This is a genomic window from Shewanella sp. SG44-2 (assembly GCF_014164215.1).
Lineage (GTDB): Bacteria > Pseudomonadota > Gammaproteobacteria > Enterobacterales > Shewanellaceae > Shewanella > Shewanella frigidimarina.
In genome coordinates this window covers 116,049-133,920 of record NZ_JACJEU010000007.1, presented here as the reverse complement: position 1 = coordinate 133,920, position 17,872 = coordinate 116,049, and the positions used below count along the sequence as shown (strand labels likewise).

General features: G+C 40.4%; 13 protein-coding genes. 8 read left to right on the top strand and 5 right to left on the bottom strand.

Annotation, left to right across the window (positions count from 1 at the left end):
* Positions 1–230: 230 nt before the first annotated feature.
* Positions 231–2,084 carry a sensor histidine kinase gene (locus H5181_RS07755; protein ID WP_182750684.1) on the bottom strand — a complete coding sequence of 618 codons (1,854 nt, stop codon included), beginning with the start codon at positions 2,082–2,084 and terminating at the stop codon, positions 231–233.
* 200 nt (positions 2,085–2,284) lie between these two features.
* Here H5181_RS07755 and H5181_RS07750 point away from each other — a divergent pair, with 200 nt between their 5' ends.
* The 5 genes from H5181_RS07750 (at position 2,285) to torD (ending at position 7,915) form a co-directional block, all read left to right on the top strand.
* Positions 2,285–2,878 carry a response regulator transcription factor gene (locus tag H5181_RS07750; RefSeq protein ID WP_123777438.1) on the top strand — a complete coding sequence of 198 codons (594 nt, stop codon included), beginning with the start codon at positions 2,285–2,287 and terminating at the stop codon, positions 2,876–2,878.
* Between the two features lie 398 nt (positions 2,879–3,276).
* The gene (locus H5181_RS07745; RefSeq protein WP_182750683.1) at positions 3,277–3,447 is read left to right on the top strand and encodes a periplasmic nitrate reductase, NapE protein; all 171 of its coding nucleotides are present in this window, start codon (positions 3,277–3,279) and stop codon (positions 3,445–3,447) included.
* Between the two features lie 42 nt (positions 3,448–3,489).
* Positions 3,490–4,668: a pentaheme c-type cytochrome TorC gene (gene torC / locus H5181_RS07740; protein WP_182750682.1), complete on the top strand. Its 1,179-nt coding sequence runs from the start codon at positions 3,490–3,492 to the stop codon at positions 4,666–4,668.
* Positions 4,669–4,680: 12 nt separating this feature from the next.
* A complete protein-coding gene (torA, locus tag H5181_RS07735; protein WP_011637455.1) occupies positions 4,681–7,173 on the top strand; it encodes a trimethylamine-N-oxide reductase TorA in 2,493 nt (830 codons plus the stop codon).
* Positions 7,174–7,273: 100 nt separating this feature from the next.
* Entirely contained in the window at positions 7,274–7,915 is a 642-nt protein-coding gene (gene torD, locus H5181_RS07730; protein ID WP_404948498.1) for a molecular chaperone TorD, read from the top strand.
* Positions 7,916–8,054: 139 nt separating this feature from the next.
* On the opposite strand, the gene torS is transcribed toward torD, so the two are convergent.
* Complete coding sequence (torS, locus tag H5181_RS07725) at positions 8,055–11,099, bottom strand: TMAO reductase system sensor histidine kinase/response regulator TorS (RefSeq protein WP_310734270.1); 3,045 nt, start codon at positions 11,097–11,099, stop codon at positions 8,055–8,057.
* Between the two features lie 73 nt (positions 11,100–11,172).
* Between torS and torT the strand changes: the two genes are divergently transcribed.
* A complete protein-coding gene (gene torT / locus H5181_RS07720; protein WP_182750680.1) occupies positions 11,173–12,246 on the top strand; it encodes a TMAO reductase system periplasmic protein TorT in 1,074 nt (357 codons plus the stop codon).
* Here the strand turns inward: torT and torR are convergent.
* From torR to H5181_RS07705, 3 genes are all read right to left on the bottom strand, one after another.
* Positions 12,236–12,961: a two-component system response regulator TorR gene (torR, locus tag H5181_RS07715; RefSeq protein ID WP_011637451.1), complete on the bottom strand. Its 726-nt coding sequence runs from the start codon at positions 12,959–12,961 to the stop codon at positions 12,236–12,238. The genes torT and torR overlap by 11 nt on opposite strands.
* Positions 12,962–13,160: 199 nt before the next feature.
* Positions 13,161–13,910 (bottom strand): TorF family putative porin, encoded by a 750-nt coding sequence (locus H5181_RS07710; RefSeq protein WP_011637450.1) that lies wholly within the window; start codon positions 13,908–13,910, stop codon positions 13,161–13,163.
* Positions 13,911–14,215: 305 nt separating this feature from the next.
* Positions 14,216–15,640, bottom strand: coding sequence for a LysM peptidoglycan-binding domain-containing protein (locus H5181_RS07705; protein ID WP_102037602.1), 1,425 nt, complete (start codon positions 15,638–15,640; stop codon positions 14,216–14,218).
* 493 nt (positions 15,641–16,133) lie between these two features.
* Between H5181_RS07705 and H5181_RS07700 the strand changes: the two genes are divergently transcribed.
* Complete coding sequence (locus H5181_RS07700; RefSeq protein WP_182750679.1) at positions 16,134–16,940, top strand: alpha/beta fold hydrolase; 807 nt, start codon at positions 16,134–16,136, stop codon at positions 16,938–16,940.
* The gene (locus tag H5181_RS07695) at positions 16,937–17,860 is read left to right on the top strand and encodes a GGDEF domain-containing protein (RefSeq protein ID WP_182750678.1); all 924 of its coding nucleotides are present in this window, start codon (positions 16,937–16,939) and stop codon (positions 17,858–17,860) included. Before H5181_RS07700 ends, H5181_RS07695 begins: the two co-directional genes overlap by 4 nt.
* The last annotated feature ends 12 nt before the right edge of the window (positions 17,861–17,872 follow it).

The following is a 17,872-nucleotide window of genomic DNA, read 5'->3' as shown; positions in this document are numbered from 1 at the left end:
CGAAGCACGAAGTTTTTCTCTGTTTACTTATTATTAATGGTACTAACCAGACCCAAACTGTAGTCAGCATCATCGCTAACACCATTGTTAATCCATATGTAAATTAAGGGTATTGTGGTAAACCACATTGAGGGGCGTGATTTGATTGATGTCACGGTTTAACATCTCAATAAAATGAGATAAGCAAAAAAGACAGGTTGGAATTTCAGTAAAGAAGAGTATTTGATTGATTAATCGGGCATAGCATTTAATGGGATAACAATGAGAACCCGACATCCATATCGCCACGGTGGGCTTGGGTCATCTTTGCATTTTGATAAGTTTATCTGACCACCCAAAAGCGCAATAACATCACTACAAATGGCCAGTCCTAGCCCTAAGCCATTGGCTTTAGTAGAAAAGAAACTTGTTTTAAAATCATCGTTGGCACAGGTTAACCCAATACCATTATCATAAATTTTCAGCTGTAAACTTTGCTCAACAATGTGTAAATCTATCAATATCCGTTTGCGGCTATGAAGTGGAAACTCTTTTTCAGACACTGCATCAATGGCATTTTTTAACACGTTAATCAACACCTGACAAAAACCAACTTTATCACCATGCAGCTTAATTTCAGTGGTAGTCAATTGAGTTTTGATGTTGATTTTTTCTTTTTCGAACTCATGCTCTAGTAAGTCTAGGCAAATCATTAATTGCTCTTGTACATCAAACTCAGTACTTGCAGTACCTTTTCGTTGCAACAATTCTCTGATCCTATGAACGATTTCTCCTGCACGCATTGACTGCTGGTGTATTTTTTCAAGTAATTGGTATTGTACTGAGTTTGTACCAATATTTTTTGCCTGCTCAATCATACCGCCTTCACTATATTGTGTAATGGCCGCAATGGGTTGATTGAGTTCGTGAGCTAAACCGGCTCCTATTTCACCTAAAATTGCTGCGCTTTGCATGCGCTCAAGCTGCAATGCTTTATTTTTCAATTGGCGCTCTGTATTGATTAAGAACTCGCTCTTTTGTCTAAATTTATATTCCAACCAAAGATGATAAATGGTCGCGATAACAAATAAACCCAATAAACTAAAGCCCCATTTTTGATTAAGCTTTATCCATTGCAACACCTGTAGATGCACAGGGCTATCATCTGCATTTAAGTTAAGGTCATTAAACAATTTAACCACTTGAAACTGGCTAATGGGAGCTGCCCAGCCTCGATTTTGTCCGATGATTGACGCTGGGTCATCCATACTTATCGACAGTAATGCCCGAGTGATCCCCGTTCTTACCATTAACGGCACCGCATCCGACGATGCAAACGACCAATTCGGATATAAAGGAGTGCTTACAGCACATTCATAATCGGCTGGAGTGACATCATTTATTACACGATAATCGCTAGCCTTGATATACCCCTCTGCAACCATCTGTTCTAAAGTACAAAATGGTGTAATGGCAATATCTGCTGTGCCATCGCGGACTTGATAAATAAGCGGTTCAAGAGGAAAACCGAGAAACGTCACTTTGGAAAAGAAGTTATTGATCGAATAATCCATTGAATGGATTAGCCCTATCGCGGCTTGGTACCCTCCTAAAGCATTAGGATCACTGGCCACCACGGAATGACCAGCAAGATCTTCTACACTAAACAAATGGCTGTCTTTACGGACGATAATAGTCGCACCTATCGCAAAGGTGCTGCCATTATGTTGATTGCTCTTCATGGTTGCCAACCAGGAAATTGGATAGTCGCCACTCATATTAAAGTAATGGCCAGGATTGGTGACAACAAACTGTATGTCGCCACTGATTAGCTTTTGATTCATGTTGTTGAAGTCTAACGGCACAACTTCAAAGCTGGCATTGGCAACATTTTGGCTTAAATAGTCCATTAATGGCTGCCAGCGTTCAATACTTTTAGCCACACCATAATTGGCAAGCACTGCAACTCGGTAATGTACTTCAGTTTGAGTCGTAATGGGTTTTTCAATGTCCGCATCAGGTGTTACAGGCTGCGCACTTGCTTGAGTTAAATATCCAGCAAGAATTAATGAAAGTGCTCCAATCAGCAAAGTTTCAATTCGCATCCGTAACCTTTTAGCCATCTAACAATATTTAGTTAATCGGTACTTAGTCATAAACAAAGCAACCCGTTTTTTGCTACAAACTCAGTGTAGTGCAACTTAATTAACAAAACAGATGCATACAGCACAAAAGCAACCGAACAACTTGATCCACAATCAACAATGCTTACACTGTATTAACATTTAATGAATTGATACTACATATGCACATGCTTAAAGATATTTATATGGTGGATGATGACCTAGCAATTCTTGATTCTATGCAATTTATGCTATTGCAATATGAATACAACTTACAGGTATTCAATAGTGCCATTTCGTTTATTAATACCATTGATATTACCCTACCAGGTTGTCTTATTGTGGACAGCAAAATGCCAGAAATTACAGGCCAAGAACTGCAACAAAAATTAATTGCTGCGAACAGTCCGTTAGGCATCATTTTTTTAACAGGTCACGGTGATCTGCCGATGGCGGTAAATGCATTTAGACAAGGGGCCTGTGATTTTTTTCAAAAACCTGTGAACGGTAAAGAGCTGGTTGTCGCTATAGAAAAGGCTTTTACGTGTAGTCATAAGATGTTTGAATCTATTCTACTAAAACAACGATATAACACGTTAACAGAGCGTGAAATCCAAGTATTGCATCTATTAATTGAAGGTAAAACCAACAAACAAATGGCAGATGAATTATACCTTTCTCTGCGCACAATTGAGGTGCATCGCTCTAAAATCATTAAAAAACTAGCTGTGCATAATGCTGCTGAACTGGCTAAATTCAGCCCTTTATTAGCCTAGTTTTTACTAGCTTATGACATGTTCAATTGTGTTTACACTGCCCATAGCCCTATGTTTTTCAAGCAAATTGCAACGCAATTTATATGATACCTTTTATAAATGTTGTCCCCGGTTATGAATCCCAACTTTTGAGTGGTATTAACAGTTATTAAGTTTGCTATCACTTTTATTTAGCTTATTAAGCACTGTACATTTTAGTGACCCTTGATTGATACCCTTCTTAAGTTGATTTTATAAAGCCGTACACTGTGAATCCTCACAGCAAGCTAACCCTCAATCAGTCTGTTCATAATCTTTCATATATTGTCTACGTTCATTCATCCACTGTCTGAGTGCCATTAACAATTGTTATCTAATATAGCTGTCATCAGCAAAGGTAATTTTTAAGCGAGCAAGCTATGACAACAGAAAACGTAGTAGATCCCCAAAGTAATGTGAAGTCTAAGGAGCTTAAAGCTCTTGGATTTATCATTTTTTTATTCTTTCCCATTATCACCGTAACCAGCATTAGTGCGTACGGTTTTGTCATTTGGATGATCCAAGCATTTGGTGGCGTTGTTGCGCACTAATCCTCAAACAAATTATGAGTCAATCTTATAAAGGATGCTGTTATGAAATGGTTTATTAATACCTGGCGGACGCTAAACCAGCCTGCCAAATATCTTACATTAGGCACAATTAGCCTATCTGCTTTTTTAATGGGGATTATATTCTGGGGTGGTTTTAATACCGCACTGGAAATGACCAACACTGAAGAGTTCTGTATTAGCTGTCACAGTATGGAAAGCAAGCCCTACCAAGAGCTACAGCAAACGGTGCATTGGTCTAATCACTCTGGCGTTCGGGCCACTTGCCCCGATTGTCACGTGCCTCATAACTGGAGTCGTAAAATTGGGCGCAAGATTGAAGCATCACATGATATGTGGGGTTGGTTGATGCAAACTATTAATACTGAAGAAAAATTTGAATCAAAACGTCTAGAGATGGCTAGCCGTGAGTGGAAACGCTTCGACCGTGATAACTCTTTGGCGTGTAAAAACTGCCATAACTATGACTCGATGAAATGGGATGACATGTCAAAGTTGGCGCAAAAACAAATGAAGCGTGCAGCAGAGATAGACCAGAGCTGTGTTGATTGCCATAAAGGTATTGCTCACAAACTTCCTGACATGGGGACTTCTCGTGCACCAGAACTCATTGCACAAGTAGGATCTGGCGAAACTGGTCTTGTGGTTGGTGCTCAGTACTTTACTGCCTTGACTAAACCCCTTTATTTTAATCAAAAAACAGATGTTGAAGCTGGCACGTTAAACATTGCCACTAAAGTGACGGTACTTGAAATCAATGGCAGTCGTGTACTAGTTGGAATTAATGGTTGGCGTAAAAAAATTGGTGCTGGTCGTGTTATCTATTTCGATTTTGGTCTTAACATTCTGTCAGCTCAGTTATCAAAAGATGCTGCGTTAGAAGAAGGCGTAATGAATGTTTTTGAACAGAAAGAAGACCCTATGACCGGATTAACATGGCAGCGTGTTGAAGCCAAAATTTGGACAGATGCTGACTACCTAATTAACGATTTACAGCCACTTTGGGATTATGCCCGCACCACTTATACCAGAAGTTGTAGTGTGTGCCATACCCAACCAGCAGAAGCACACTTTGACGCTAACAGCTGGCCTGGAATGTTTAAAGGCATGATTGCATTCGTCAACATGGACCAAGACACTCAAGCGCTTGTACAAAAGTACTTACAAGAGCATTCATCTACTTTCGATAAGTCGGCGCATTAATAGGACATCATCATGAACAGAAGACATTTTCTTAAAGGCTTAGTGGCGACTTCTTATGTTGGACTAAGCAGTACATCAGTTTTGGCACCATTCAATGCCCTTGCAGCTGCGGGCACTAAAGCAAATGACGACTGGTTGACTACCGGTTCGCACTTTGGTGCATTCAAGATGAAACGTAAGAATGGCGTGATTGACCAGGTGATTCCATTTGAGTTGGACAAATACCCTACCGATATGATTAATGGCGTTAAAGGCTTAGTCTACAACCCTTCACGGGTTCGCTACCCTATGGTACGCCTAGATTTTTTATTGAAAGGTCATAAAAGCGATACCAGTCAACGAGGTGATTTTCGCTTTGTCCGTGTCACTTGGGATAAAGCATTGACTCTGTTTAAAGATTCACTTGATGAGGTACAGACTCAATATGGCCCATCAGGACTGCACGCAGGTCAAACTGGCTGGCGCGCCACTGGACAACTGCATTCAAGTACCAGTCACATGCAACGCGCTGTTGGAATGCACGGTAATTTTGTCAAAAAAATAGGTGACTACTCAACGGGTGCTGGCCAAACTATTTTGCCTTATATTTTAGGTTCTACTGAAGTTTATGCCCAAGGTACTTCATGGCCGTTGATCCTTGAGCAATCTAAAACCATCATTTTGTGGTCAAATGATCCCTATAAAAACCTGCAAGTGGGTTGGAACGCCGAAACCCATGAATCGTTCGCTTATCTAGCGGAGCTTAAAGAAAAAGTAAAACAAGGTAAGATCCGGGTGATCAGTATCGACCCAGTGGTCACTAAAACCCAAAAATACTTAGGCTGTGAGCAACTTTACGTCAACCCACAAACTGACGTTGCGTTAATGCTGGGTATTGCCCATGAAATGATCACCAGTAAGTTACACGATGAAAAATTTATTGAGGGCTACAGCCTAGGTTTCGACAGATTCGTACCTTATATTTTAGGCGAGTCAGATAACGTAGCTAAAACACCAGAGTGGGCCAGTAAAATTACTGGTGTTAGCCCTGAAATTATACGTGATTTAGCTAAAGTGATGACCAAAGGTCGTACTCAAATCATGATGGGTTGGTGTATTCAACGTCAACAACACGGTGAACAACCTTATTGGATGGCAGCTGTACTTGCCACTATGATTGGCCAAATTGGTTTACCTGGTGGTGGTATCAGCTATGGCCATCATTACTCAAGTATTGGTGTTCCTTCATCGGGCGCAGCGGCACCGGGCGCGTTTCCTCGTAATCTTGATGAAGGCCAAAAGCCATTATTCGACAGTAATGATTTTAAAGGTGCGAGTAGCACCATTCCGATTGCACGTTGGATTGATGCCATTTTAGAACCGGGTAAAACCATCGATGCCAACGGGGCTAAGGTCACTTATCCTGATATTAAGATGATGGTATTTTCAGGTAATAATCCATGGAGTCATCACCAAGATAGAAATAAGATGAAGCAAGCATTTCAAAAGCTTGAATGTGTGGTCACTGTCGACATTAACTGGACAGCAACGTGCCGTTTCTCAGACATCGTTTTACCCGCTTGTACTACATTTGAACGTAATGACATTGACGTTTATGGCAGCTACGCTAACCGTGGTGTTTTAGCGATGCAAAAAATGGTTGAACCATTATTTGATAGCTTGTCTGATTTTGATATCTTTACCCGCTTTGCCAAAATAATGGGTAAAGAGACAGAATATACCCGTGGCATGTCTGAATTTGACTGGATTAAGAAACTTTATAAGGACTGTAAAGCCGATAATGCCGGTAAGTTCGATATGCCAAATTTCGACACGTTCTGGAAACAAGGTTATGTACATTTTGGTGAAGGCCAACCTTGGACTCGCCATGCTGACTTTAGGGATGATCCTGAAATGAATCCATTGGGTACACCATCGGGCTTGATTGAAATTTTCAGCCGTAAAATCGCCCAATTCAATTACGATGACTGTCCTGGCCATCCTACTTGGATAGAAAAGTCAGAGCGCAGCCATGGTGGTCCTGGTTCAGATAAATACCCAATGTGGATGCAATCTTGCCACCCAGATAAACGCTTACATTCACAAATGTGTGAGTCGCAGCAATATCGGGAAACCTATACGGTACAAGGTCGTGAACCCGTGTACTTGAATCCTACCGATGCAAAACAGCGCGGCATTAAAGATGGCGATGTTGTTCGTGTGTTTAATGACCGAGGTCAACTGTTAGCGGGTGCAGTGGTATCCGACAGCTTCCCTAGTGGGGTTATCCGAATTCATGAAGGGGCTTGGTATGGCCCAGTCGGTAAAGATGGGTCTAAAGAAGGCGGTAGTGAAATTGGGGCGTTGTGCAGCTATGGTGACCCAAATACGTTAACGCAAGATATTGGTACATCAAAGCTTGCCCAGGCTTGCTCCGCATACACTTGCTTGGTCGATTTCGAAAAGTATCAAGGTAAGTTACCTGACGTCAGTTCTTTTAGTGGCCCAATAGAAACGCAGCTATAACGTGTAAGTATTATCACTGTGCGCCAAGCGATTTAATTCTTGGCGCTTAAGTTAACAGCCATAATAGGGTCAGGAGATAACATAGATGAATGACAAGATATTGTATAACACGCCAATGAACCAGGGTCGTTCGATGGTGTATAAGCTGCTCTCATCACTGTTTGCAAAAGAGCTAGACCAACAGCTATTACAAGAGCTAACTGCAAGTCAGGCTCAGGCATTCTTTGCTCAATTGGCCAGTGACCCGTTATTGAGTCAAGACATTGAAACCATAAACTCAGTGCTTAATTCAACCCTTAACAGCGTCAATACTGATCATGCTTTATTAGAGCTTGCTGCCGATTATTGTGGCCTATTTTTAGTAGGTACAAAGCATAGCGCCAGTCCTTATGCCAGTTTATATCTTAACGATAATGCAGTTGCCAAGGACGACATACTCTTATTTGGTGAACAGCATCAGCAAATGCAAACATATCTAAAACAAAGCCAATTAACGGTTCAAAGTGAATTTCCTGAACCGTCTGACCATATTGCCGTTATTTTGGCTTATGTCGCTCACCAAGCGTGTGCTTGTGACGATAACACTCAGCTCAGCTTTATTAGGCAATATCTCCACGCTTGGTTACCCCGTTTTGTAGATAGACTTACCTCTGTGGATACTGGTCAGTTTTATTCAGCCATTGCTCACCTCACTCTGGCTTGGGTTGAAAGCGATTGTGTAGGACTAAAAGGTGCTCAGTAACAGGATATCTATATAATTAACCCCCATATAAAAACACCGAGCAAGCTCGGTGTTTTTATATGTAATGTTTGAGTTCAGGATAAATAGAGTTAGGGTTATACACACTCAACTATATTTAATATCACTGATTTACAACAACTTAGATAGAGGTTTTCAACTCAAGTGCGTTAATGGATGCTTGCAATACTTGCTTAAGCAACAAATATGAATCATCACTAATGCCATCTTTTTCTAATTGTTTGCACAACTGACTCAACTGAATAAAGCCAATGCTGGCACTACTGCCTTTAAGTGCGTGTAACACTTTTGGCCTATCTGTAGGTAAAGCTGCCAGTGCATTGATGTGTTGTGTACTACTGACTTTAAATAACGCTAACATCTCTTTAACAGCTTCTGTACCAAGATATTGTAAGTCTTCATTAATTTGCTTTTCATCGAGTAAAGGCTGATTGTCTTCATTACCAACTGAAAATTTTTGATCTATGGTCGTTTGTGTAAAGCCTTTGTGTTTATCCATCTTAGTTAACTTATTCGTGTTGTCGCTGTTGATTGCTGACTTGTCACTTGCATCACCAATCCAATTGGCTAAAAACTTCATATTAAGCGGTTTGGCTAATACGTCGTCAAAGCCCGCTGCTCGATACTCGTTTATGTCATCATGTTGAATTTGTGCCGTAAAAGCGGCTATGCTGATGTTTTTTTTGGCTGCATTAGCAATATTCTTCAACTCTACTAATAACTCAATTCCTGAGCCATCACCTAATTGAATATCAAGCATAATGCCGTCAAACTGCAACGCACTATCGACGTTAAACAACGCTCTTGCTTGAGTACAACTATCAGCCAGTACGGAATGATGTCCAAGATGTGCTAAAAACCCTTGGGCCACCATGGAATTGACTTTGTTGTCTTCGATAACGAGTACACATTTAGGATCAACTTTAGGTAATGTTGCACAGATAACCTCATGTTCTTGCTCACAGATGTGCAATGGCAAACTAAAACCAAAGGTGGAACCCTCACCCACTTTACTATTGACCCAAATAGAATCATTGGCAGTATTAACCTCATTCATTAACGAGACTAATTCTTTACAAATTGCGAGCCCGAGTCCTGTGCCTCTGGTTCTGCCTTGATTAGGCTGTGCACCATAGGCGATAAACAATTGATCCATGGCCTTTTTACTTATGCCAACGCCAGTATCTGCCACTTCAAAGGTTAATCGTTTTTCGACCACATTTACCCGTAATGTAACCTCTCCTGCTGGAGTGAATTTAATGGCATTGCCGAGCAAATTAAACAACACTTGCCGCAATTTGGGGCCATCTACCGTTATCCATTTAGGTAAATTACCGCGAACTAAATATAACGAGATACCTGACAATCCCGCACCAGCTAACATGATTGCCATCACTTCATCGAGCAGCTCATTAAGCGCAACAGCCCGTGGTTCGTTAGTTAATTTACCTTGCTCCAAACGGGAAAAGTCCAAAATATCATTAAGTACATTTTGCAGTAAGGTGCCGCTGTATTGCGATAATGCCAACATTTGTTTTTGTGCTGGAGGTAATGGCGAGTGACTCAGTAAAGTCAGGGTGCCTAAAAGACCATTTAGCGGAGTACGGATTTCATGGCTCATGGTCGCTAAAAATAGCGATTTTGCCTTGTTAGCTTGTTCTGCCATCACTCTAGCCGTCGAATGCCCTTTTGCTTCAGCGTCTAGTTGACGGTTGGTTTCAGCCAGTTCGAGTGTACGTGCCTGCACGGTACTTTCAAGTGAGGCTTTATGGGCAAATAATTCTGATGCCGTTTGTTGTAATTCAGATTGCAGTGCTTGATTGTGCGCGGTTTTTTGTTTAAAAGCTTCAATGGCAGAAGCCATCGCGGTGAGTTCATCGTCTCCGTGAGGATCAAGTACTACTTCGGTATTGCCCTGACTTAATTGAGATAATGCTGCAGTTGCTTCACTTAGGCGTAAAGCTATACCTTTATAAATAACTCGATAAACCACCAACAGCATAATGATTAACATCAAAATACCTGTCGCCCACAGTCCTGATTTAGCCCACAGTAATTGCTGTAAAAAATTACTTCGGGCATGTTCTGCCTGTAGCTGTTGTGCTTTCATTGCGCTATCGACTGACTTATTCAGTTGGCCTAATTTATCCGTCAGCGTTAACAGCTGCGCATTTTGTTTCGTTAGCAATTGAGCATATTGCTGCTGCAAACTTAAGCCAACATTCACCTCCCTTAACATTATCAATTGGTGCTCAAGCTCTGTCGCTCTAACCGGATCTCGAATTAAGCCTTTAAGTAATTCTAGAGGCATTAAATCAATTTGCCCACTCGTGCCTGAAGCAGTATAAGGGCTCGGTATTTCATTACCGTTTTGGGAGTTATCGCGAGTAGAATTAATGGTATAAGTCGTTGGAGACAGTACTCGAGCCATATTGTCGAGTACGTTATTTAATCCAAGTTGTTGTTCTGGAGACTGTAATAACTGCCCTACTAACTCAATGTGATGGATCAATCCCAAAGCTCGATTTAAACGTTCACGGACATCCAAGTCTTGTTCTATGATGGAGTCCAAAAGTTGGGCACTTTGTTCAGCACCAACCACTTGAGGGTAAGCTAAACTCAACTTGGCCAGAATGGTTGAATCGACCACAGCTTGTTCTGCTTCAAGTAAAACACTACTCTTACTGGCTGCTTCCGCGAGTGCGCTTCCTTTATTATTCAATTGAGCCGCCAACACTAAACGTTTACCCACTTGGCGGCCGAATACCGATAAGTCATGGATAATTTCACCAGCTAATAGCGCTAATTGCTTATCTTTATCGACACCATGATTTTGTAGATTTAACGAATTGAGTCGTTCAATAGCGGAAAGTAAATTAGTGCTTTCGAGTGACAACTTACGACCAAGGAAAACGCGTTGTGCCTCTTGTTCCACTCGTTCCAGCGCTTGGGCATTGTCGAGCAAGCCATTAGAAGACTGCATCAATTGCCTTGCAGCCTCAGATGCGGGTAACGCCTCTTCATATAAATATTGGTCAGCCAGCTTTACCCAATAAAGCGAAATGCTGCCAAGGCTAACTAACATTAACAATAACAATCCGAGCAGACAAAATGCCAACATAAGGCGACCCACTAAGCTCTTGCCTGATAGTGATAAAGGGCTCACAGTCATTCCTTAAAATGTTATAATTACAAAAAATCTTAGTGTTCTGTTTAGAAACCTTAATCGAGACAATATAATGCGCCGACTTATTTATTTGCTCATAGCTTGCTTAGGGACAATACCATTACTTGCTGAGGCTACATTAGATTCTAGCTGGACATTACAACAGCGGACGCCATTTAATGCCAAAATTCAAACAGTAAAATCGATACAATATAAACAACTGACTTCGGCCAAAAAGCCTTGGCAGATCTGTGCCTTAGTACCTCACCTCAAAGATGCTTATTGGATCGGCATTGATTACGGTTTGGTGTCAAAAGCCAGCCAATTAGGCATTAATTTAGAATTATTTGAAGCCGGCAGTTATTACAGAAAAGAGCAACAACTAAAACAACTTGAATACTGCCTTAATCAGCCGTTCGATGCCATCTTACTCGGTGCCGTGGCCCCTAATTTACTTGATAACTATCCGGGACAGATTAATAAACCCATCATAGCGTTAGTGAATAGACTCGATAACCCCATGATAACGACTCGTGTAGGCGTTAATTGGTATCAAATGGGCTGGGAAGCTGGCCACTTTATTGCTAAAGCTGTTAAAAAAATACCGCCATCATCTCCAGTAACACTCGCACTACTCACTGGTCCAGAAAGTGTTGGTGGCAGCGATTGGGTTGAGCTCGGTATTCAAGATGCTATTGCCAATAGTCATATTGAGATTACATCAATTCGCCATACCGATAATAATCGTGACCTTTATCGTGACCAACTTCATAATCTGCTTAATGATCATATTCCTAGCTATATTATAGGCAGTGCTGTTGCTATCGAAGCAGCAATTGGAACATTGCAACATAAACAATTAATTGGCCAAGTAAAGCTTGTGAGCAGTTATCTATCGCCAGCGACATTGCGAGGACTGCATCGTAATAAAGTCGCTTTCAGCAGTGATGATCAAGTGGTGTTACAAGGTAAATTAGCAATAGACATCATGGTAAAACTACTTGAGGGAGCACAATCATTTGGTGATATTGGCCCACAAATACAGGCGTTAGAACAAGGAAAGGTGCAACTCGATATGTTTAATAACAGCTTAGCCCCTGCAAGTTTTTACCCTATTTACCGCGTGACGCCAAAAACTAATCTTTAATCTTTGTCGCAAACAAATAGCCTTCTCCATGAACCGTTACAAACAGGTCAGCCTGTAGCTTGTTTCGTAATCGACGAATAATGACATCAATGGTTCTATCATTTACATCTTCATTACGGTGGCTTGTTTGCTGCATTAGTCGCTCACGAGATAGTACTTGCTGCGGATGCAATGCAAAGGCGGTAAGTAATTCGAACTCTGCTTTAGTCAGCTTTATTACCTCGTCACCACGACTCAGTTTTCGGCTGTTTAACTCAAGAATATATTTATCGAACGCAATGATATCGTCACACTGTTCAAATTGTTCTACAACGTCTTGCTGTGCTTTTTTAACTAATGAAATTCGCCACAACAAATTTTTAACTCTTACTAATAGTTCTCTTAATTCAAATGGTTTAGTCACATAATCATCAGCGCCCATTTCAAGACCAACGATTTTATCAATGGTTTCATCACGACCTGTGACTAAAATAATGCCCACATCCGAACGACTTCTCAGTTCACGTGCCAAGCTCAAACCATCGGTACCGGGTAAGTTAATATCTAACATCACCAAATCGATATGTTGATTTGTAAACTGTTGCCACATCTGTTCGCCGTCTCCAGCTTCAAGCACCCGATAACCTTCACGCTCAAAATAACCTTTTAATCGAGCTCGGATCACCGCTTCATCGTCAACGACGAGTACTGTATTTGTTAAACCAGGATGTGCCATCGTCCAATCCAGATAGTGTTGCTAATAATGGTCGTTATTATTCATAACTTTTCATATTTGCCTATAAAGATATACAAGGAATGAGTGGCAGCTAGCAAAATTGGTTTATAAAAAAGGACCTAGATCACATAATGGGGATATGTAAAACAAGATCCAATTATATTTGTCGTTTAGCAATAAAAGACGTTATGTTTTTATATTAGAAACTTTTGCTGATGCCAACAACCACTCGGTCATCAAAGATTTTTGTTTGAGTGCCATAGACCTTATGATCGCTATCCATGGTACTTCCATGATAACGAACATCAAAATTGAGGCCGGCATAGGCTTTACTCACTCCCAAATTCCAGTGTCCCCAACCTTCTGCTCCATTACCATCTAAATCTTGGTAGCCGATACTTGCTGAAACATGTAAACCATTGTCAAACTGATAGCTCGGATGAACGGCATAGTTAACACCTTGCCAGCCCTCTACGCCAAACCAATCGTCGATTGTTGGAGTCACTTCTAATTGCACATTTGCATGACCAAATTGTTTACCGACTTTTATCCACAGTTCGGTATAATTTGAATATGAGGCACCTGGATACAGGTAAGAAAAAACCATAACGTCGTAACTGATACCACTATCGCCAAACTCACCTGCTTTACCTATATAAGGTGCAGTAACAATTTCTAAATTGGGGTCTGCAAATTTGATATTGGAAGCAAATACACCGGCATACCAGCCCAGATCATTACCCCACCCTAGAGTACCTTGTACCACTGGTACTTCTGCATCCATCGTTTCCGATTCGCCACGAAAAACATAATCTGAAGCAAAGGTTAATTTACCACTTATGGCTCCATCGAAGACATTATCATCTGCAGCATTGGCAAAAGAGGTAGCCGATAAGATTAGACTGCCTAACAAAATTGACTGAGCTAGTTGAGTTTTTCTAATGTTCATATTCATTACCCTAAAATATATGTTCTTGTTGATAGGGTGACTATATTCAAAACTTATGAATGGCTGTTGAGTGGGTTATGAACTGATGGGAAACAAATATGAAAAAATATGAACACTAAGATTTAACATCACTCAAGCCTTGTGGGTCACTCTATTAAACGATCTGTATAATCAAAAGTGTCCAGATTGCAAAGCTGGATTTCGATGTGCTTCACTAGGTTAAATCGATAAATACTCACATTTAAGTAACGCTCAACTTTTACAACATTTGAGCTATTGTGCTTATCAGTTTTTAAACAACAGGGTTACAATTGAGTCTGCTGTTGCTGGAAGGGCTGTTGATAAAACTGCAGGGTTTTGCCTACCGTCAACTTGTCTTTGTCCGTCATTTTGTTCCAAGCGATAATTTGTTCCACACTGACCTTATACACTTTGGCAATACTCCAAAGAGTATCGCCATATTTTACCGTGTGATCGCTCCGAACTGCTGGCTGATTAGATGTGGTGACGATCCTTGGTTGTTTGTTTGGTGCAGCTTGCTTTTTGCTTGATACTTGAGCCGTGTTTGTTGAAGTGAGTTCGACCTCTGGTGTCATGCTCGATACGCCTTGTGGCATATACAAAAATTGACCTGCAACGATCTTATCGCCATTAATATCATTCATCGCTTTTATTTCAGACACCGTTGTAAGGTGACGTTTTGCAATGACACTAATATTATCGCCAGCTCTAATCTGATATTTAAACCATTTTACTCTAGCGCTAATATCAGTATCCGCAAGAGCTTGTTTAAACCCACTGACTTTACTCACGGGCACTATCAATTGATGCGGTCCATCGGGTGATGTTGCCCAGCGATTAAACCCTGGATTCAATTTTTGTAACCGAGCAATGGATATATTGGCTAGATCGGCAGCAACTGCGATGTCAATTTGGCTACCGACATCAATAACTTCAACTAGTGGTTTATTAGGAATGGATTTAAGACTGATGCCGTAGCTTTCAGAATGTTTAATCACATCTGCTATTGCCAGCAATTGTGGTACATATTGCCGAGTTTCTTTAGGTAAGGGTAAAGACCAAAAGTCGGTGCTTAGCCCTCTGGCTTCATTATATCTAATCGCCTCACGCAAGCGCCCTTCACCGGCGTTGTATGCAGCTAATGCATATAACCAGTTGTCAGTTTTTTTGTACAGGTATTCGAGCATATCTAATGCAGCGGTAGTTGCAGCAGGCACATCCCTTCTGCCGTCATACCACCAATTCATCTCTAGGCCAAAATGGCTGGCCATTGGGGAGGTAAATTGCCACAGGCCTGATGCGTCGGCACTGGAATAAGCGAAAGGATTAAATGAACTTTCTACCATAGGGAGTAAGGCGAGTTCGATGGGTAAATCTCGATGTTCAAACTCTTGGACGATTAAATATAAAAACGGCTTGGCGCGCTGAGATATCTGCTCAAGATGCTGTGGATTATTAATATACCAATCACGGTATTGGTTAACTAATTGTTGGTCTGGAATGGGCATGTCCATTGAATAACGAATGCGTTCCCACACATCACCGCTGTCTTGATAATTGCGCCGAGCTAACAATTTGGGAACTTTCAATGATGTTAGTTTATTCACACCATTAAGACTTTTTTCTGCTTCGGCTTCTTCTACAGCAACAGTTTGGCAACCACTCAACAGGATAAAACCTGTCGCAATAAGGAAGATTGATGCTCTCAATTAAAGGTGTTCCTCAGTGATTACGCTGCTTTGTTAGTGTTATAGCGCGAGTTATTTCAGAAAAAGTCGTACATTGTAATTTAGTTTTATTTTTCTATCCATCTGTTTTAAAGCGTCTGTTTGATCAACTCATGGTGCTAACTTCTTTTATTAAGCCGTTATTAGACAACGCTAGCCTACTTCACGCCCTTTTAGGGATATATAGGTATAGCAGTGTTCATTGTGTATACTTCAACCGTGGTGTTAACATTGTTGTAACTATTGGGATCCAATCAGGTTTACCCACATAAGAGATTATGCTCTTTTGGTTGTGACTCATAACTGGCAGGTTAACAATTTGCTTTTACCTTAACAAATTGTGTTCAGGTTATTAAAAAGTTTATTCTGATTTTCAGAGTGTCAGTATTTTACTTTTATCCGTTAAACATCTACTGTTTAGCCAATAAATCCAGCAGGTAGTCATCATTGGTCACCTGATAAAAATGGAAAAATCATGTCTCATTCAAATGCTGTTCTTGTTAGAAATAATGTTAAATTAATCGGTAATGGTAGCAAAACCTTAGTTCTCGCACATGGGTTTGGTTGCGATCAAAATATGTGGCGTTTTTTAACCCCAGAACTGATGAAGCACTTTACTATTGTTCTATTTGATTATGTTGGTTCAGGTGCTTCCGATATCTCTCAATATAGTAAAAAACGTTATGGTCAACTTGAAGGATATGCAGAAGACATCATCGAAATATGTGATGCTTTACATTTATCTGACGCCATTTTTATAGGACATTCCGTTAGTAGTATCATTGGTGCGATTGCTGCAATTCAAAAACCTAAGTTATTTTCCAAGTTGGTAATGGTGTGTCCTTCACCCTGTTTTTTAAACTTCCCTCCTGATTACTTTGGCGGATTTGATAAGGAAGACTTACTCGAATTGTTAAATCTAATGGACAAAAATTATATTGGCTGGGCAAATTATTTAGCCCCGTTAGTAATGGGAACAACCAATTCGGATGAACTTATTGGTGAGTTATCAGGCAGCTTTTGTTCTACCGACCCTGTTATAGCGAAGAGCTTTGCTGAAGCGACTTTTTTATCTGATTACCGTTATCTGCTAAAAGAGATTACACAACCGTGTTTAATTTTACAAAGTGAAAATGATGCCCTGGCAGCAACATCTGTTGGTGAGTTTATTGCGAGTGAAATAGCCCATAGTGAACTTAACATTATCCCTGCCCATGGCCATTGTCTGCATATGACTCACCCTGAAGCAATCTTAAAATCGATAATGAAATTCGCTAAATGATCACCACGCTAAAGAGTAAACTCAACAGTCATACAGCATTCGATTACTCTCCGGATAATTTTCAGTGCGGTGCTTTAGTCACCAATGCATCAAACATTATTATTTATGTAAACACATACTTTACTGACGAACTATTGTGGAAGTCGGGGCAACTTATTGGCAAAAATGCTGATATCATTTTCACCCAATCTTCCAGAATATTTTTTCAAAGTTATTTAATTCCAACACTTTTACACGAACAAATTTGTGAAGAAATGCAGCTGATTATTTTTAATGCTGAAGGGTTGCGAATTCCGATAACGGTAAATGCTCGTTTAAGCGATGACGGCTGTATTTATTGGAGTTTTTTCAATGCCTCCAAAAGAGACCAACTTTATGATGAGTTAATAAAAACAAGAGAAAAACTTGAGGAGCAAGCTGAAAAATTAAAATTACTTGCTTCAACTGATGAGTTAACGCAGTTATTAAATAGAAGAGAAATGAAATATCGTAGTACGTTAGCACTTGAACAAGCGACTCGATCGGAACAATCTGTTGGTTTATTACTGTTAGATATCGATCATTTTAAAATTATTAATGACAGCTTTGGTCATTTAGAAGGCGATCGAGTACTGAAAGAGCTCGGGCATATTTTGAAGAATTTTTGTAGACAAACCGATCTTGTCTCTCGCTTTGGCGGCGAAGAATTTTTGATATTGCTACCCGATACGAACAAAAGTGATACTTTATTATTTTGTAACAGACTCCAAGACAGCATCTCGCAAATTAAAGTGGGTGACGACGTACTAACTGTCAGTATTGGGGTCAGCATTTGTGATGATAAAAGACAATTTACAGATTTATTTACTCAAGCGGATAAAGCTATGTATAAAGCAAAAGCACTTGGAAGAAATAGAACTGAAATTTATTGTTTGGATTAAGCCTGTTAGTTT

Coding starts and splice junctions, on each gene's coding strand:
- H5181_RS07700 (WP_182750679.1), top strand. CDS start 16,134: ATGTCTCATTCAAATGCTGTTCTTGTTAGAAATAATGTTAAATTAATC.
- torT (WP_182750680.1), top strand. CDS start 11,173: ATGCGCCGACTTATTTATTTGCTCATAGCTTGCTTAGGGACAATACCA.
- H5181_RS07695 (WP_182750678.1), top strand. CDS start 16,937: ATGATCACCACGCTAAAGAGTAAACTCAACAGTCATACAGCATTCGAT.
- torA (WP_011637455.1), top strand. CDS start 4,681: ATGAACAGAAGACATTTTCTTAAAGGCTTAGTGGCGACTTCTTATGTT.
- torR (WP_011637451.1), bottom strand. CDS start 12,961: ATGGCACATCCTGGTTTAACAAATACAGTACTCGTCGTTGACGATGAA.
- torC (WP_182750682.1), top strand. CDS start 3,490: ATGAAATGGTTTATTAATACCTGGCGGACGCTAAACCAGCCTGCCAAA.
- H5181_RS07750 (WP_123777438.1), top strand. CDS start 2,285: ATGCACATGCTTAAAGATATTTATATGGTGGATGATGACCTAGCAATT.
- H5181_RS07745 (WP_182750683.1), top strand. CDS start 3,277: ATGACAACAGAAAACGTAGTAGATCCCCAAAGTAATGTGAAGTCTAAG.
- H5181_RS07710 (WP_011637450.1), bottom strand. CDS start 13,910: ATGAACATTAGAAAAACTCAACTAGCTCAGTCAATTTTGTTAGGCAGT.
- H5181_RS07755 (WP_182750684.1), bottom strand. CDS start 2,084: ATGCGAATTGAAACTTTGCTGATTGGAGCACTTTCATTAATTCTTGCT.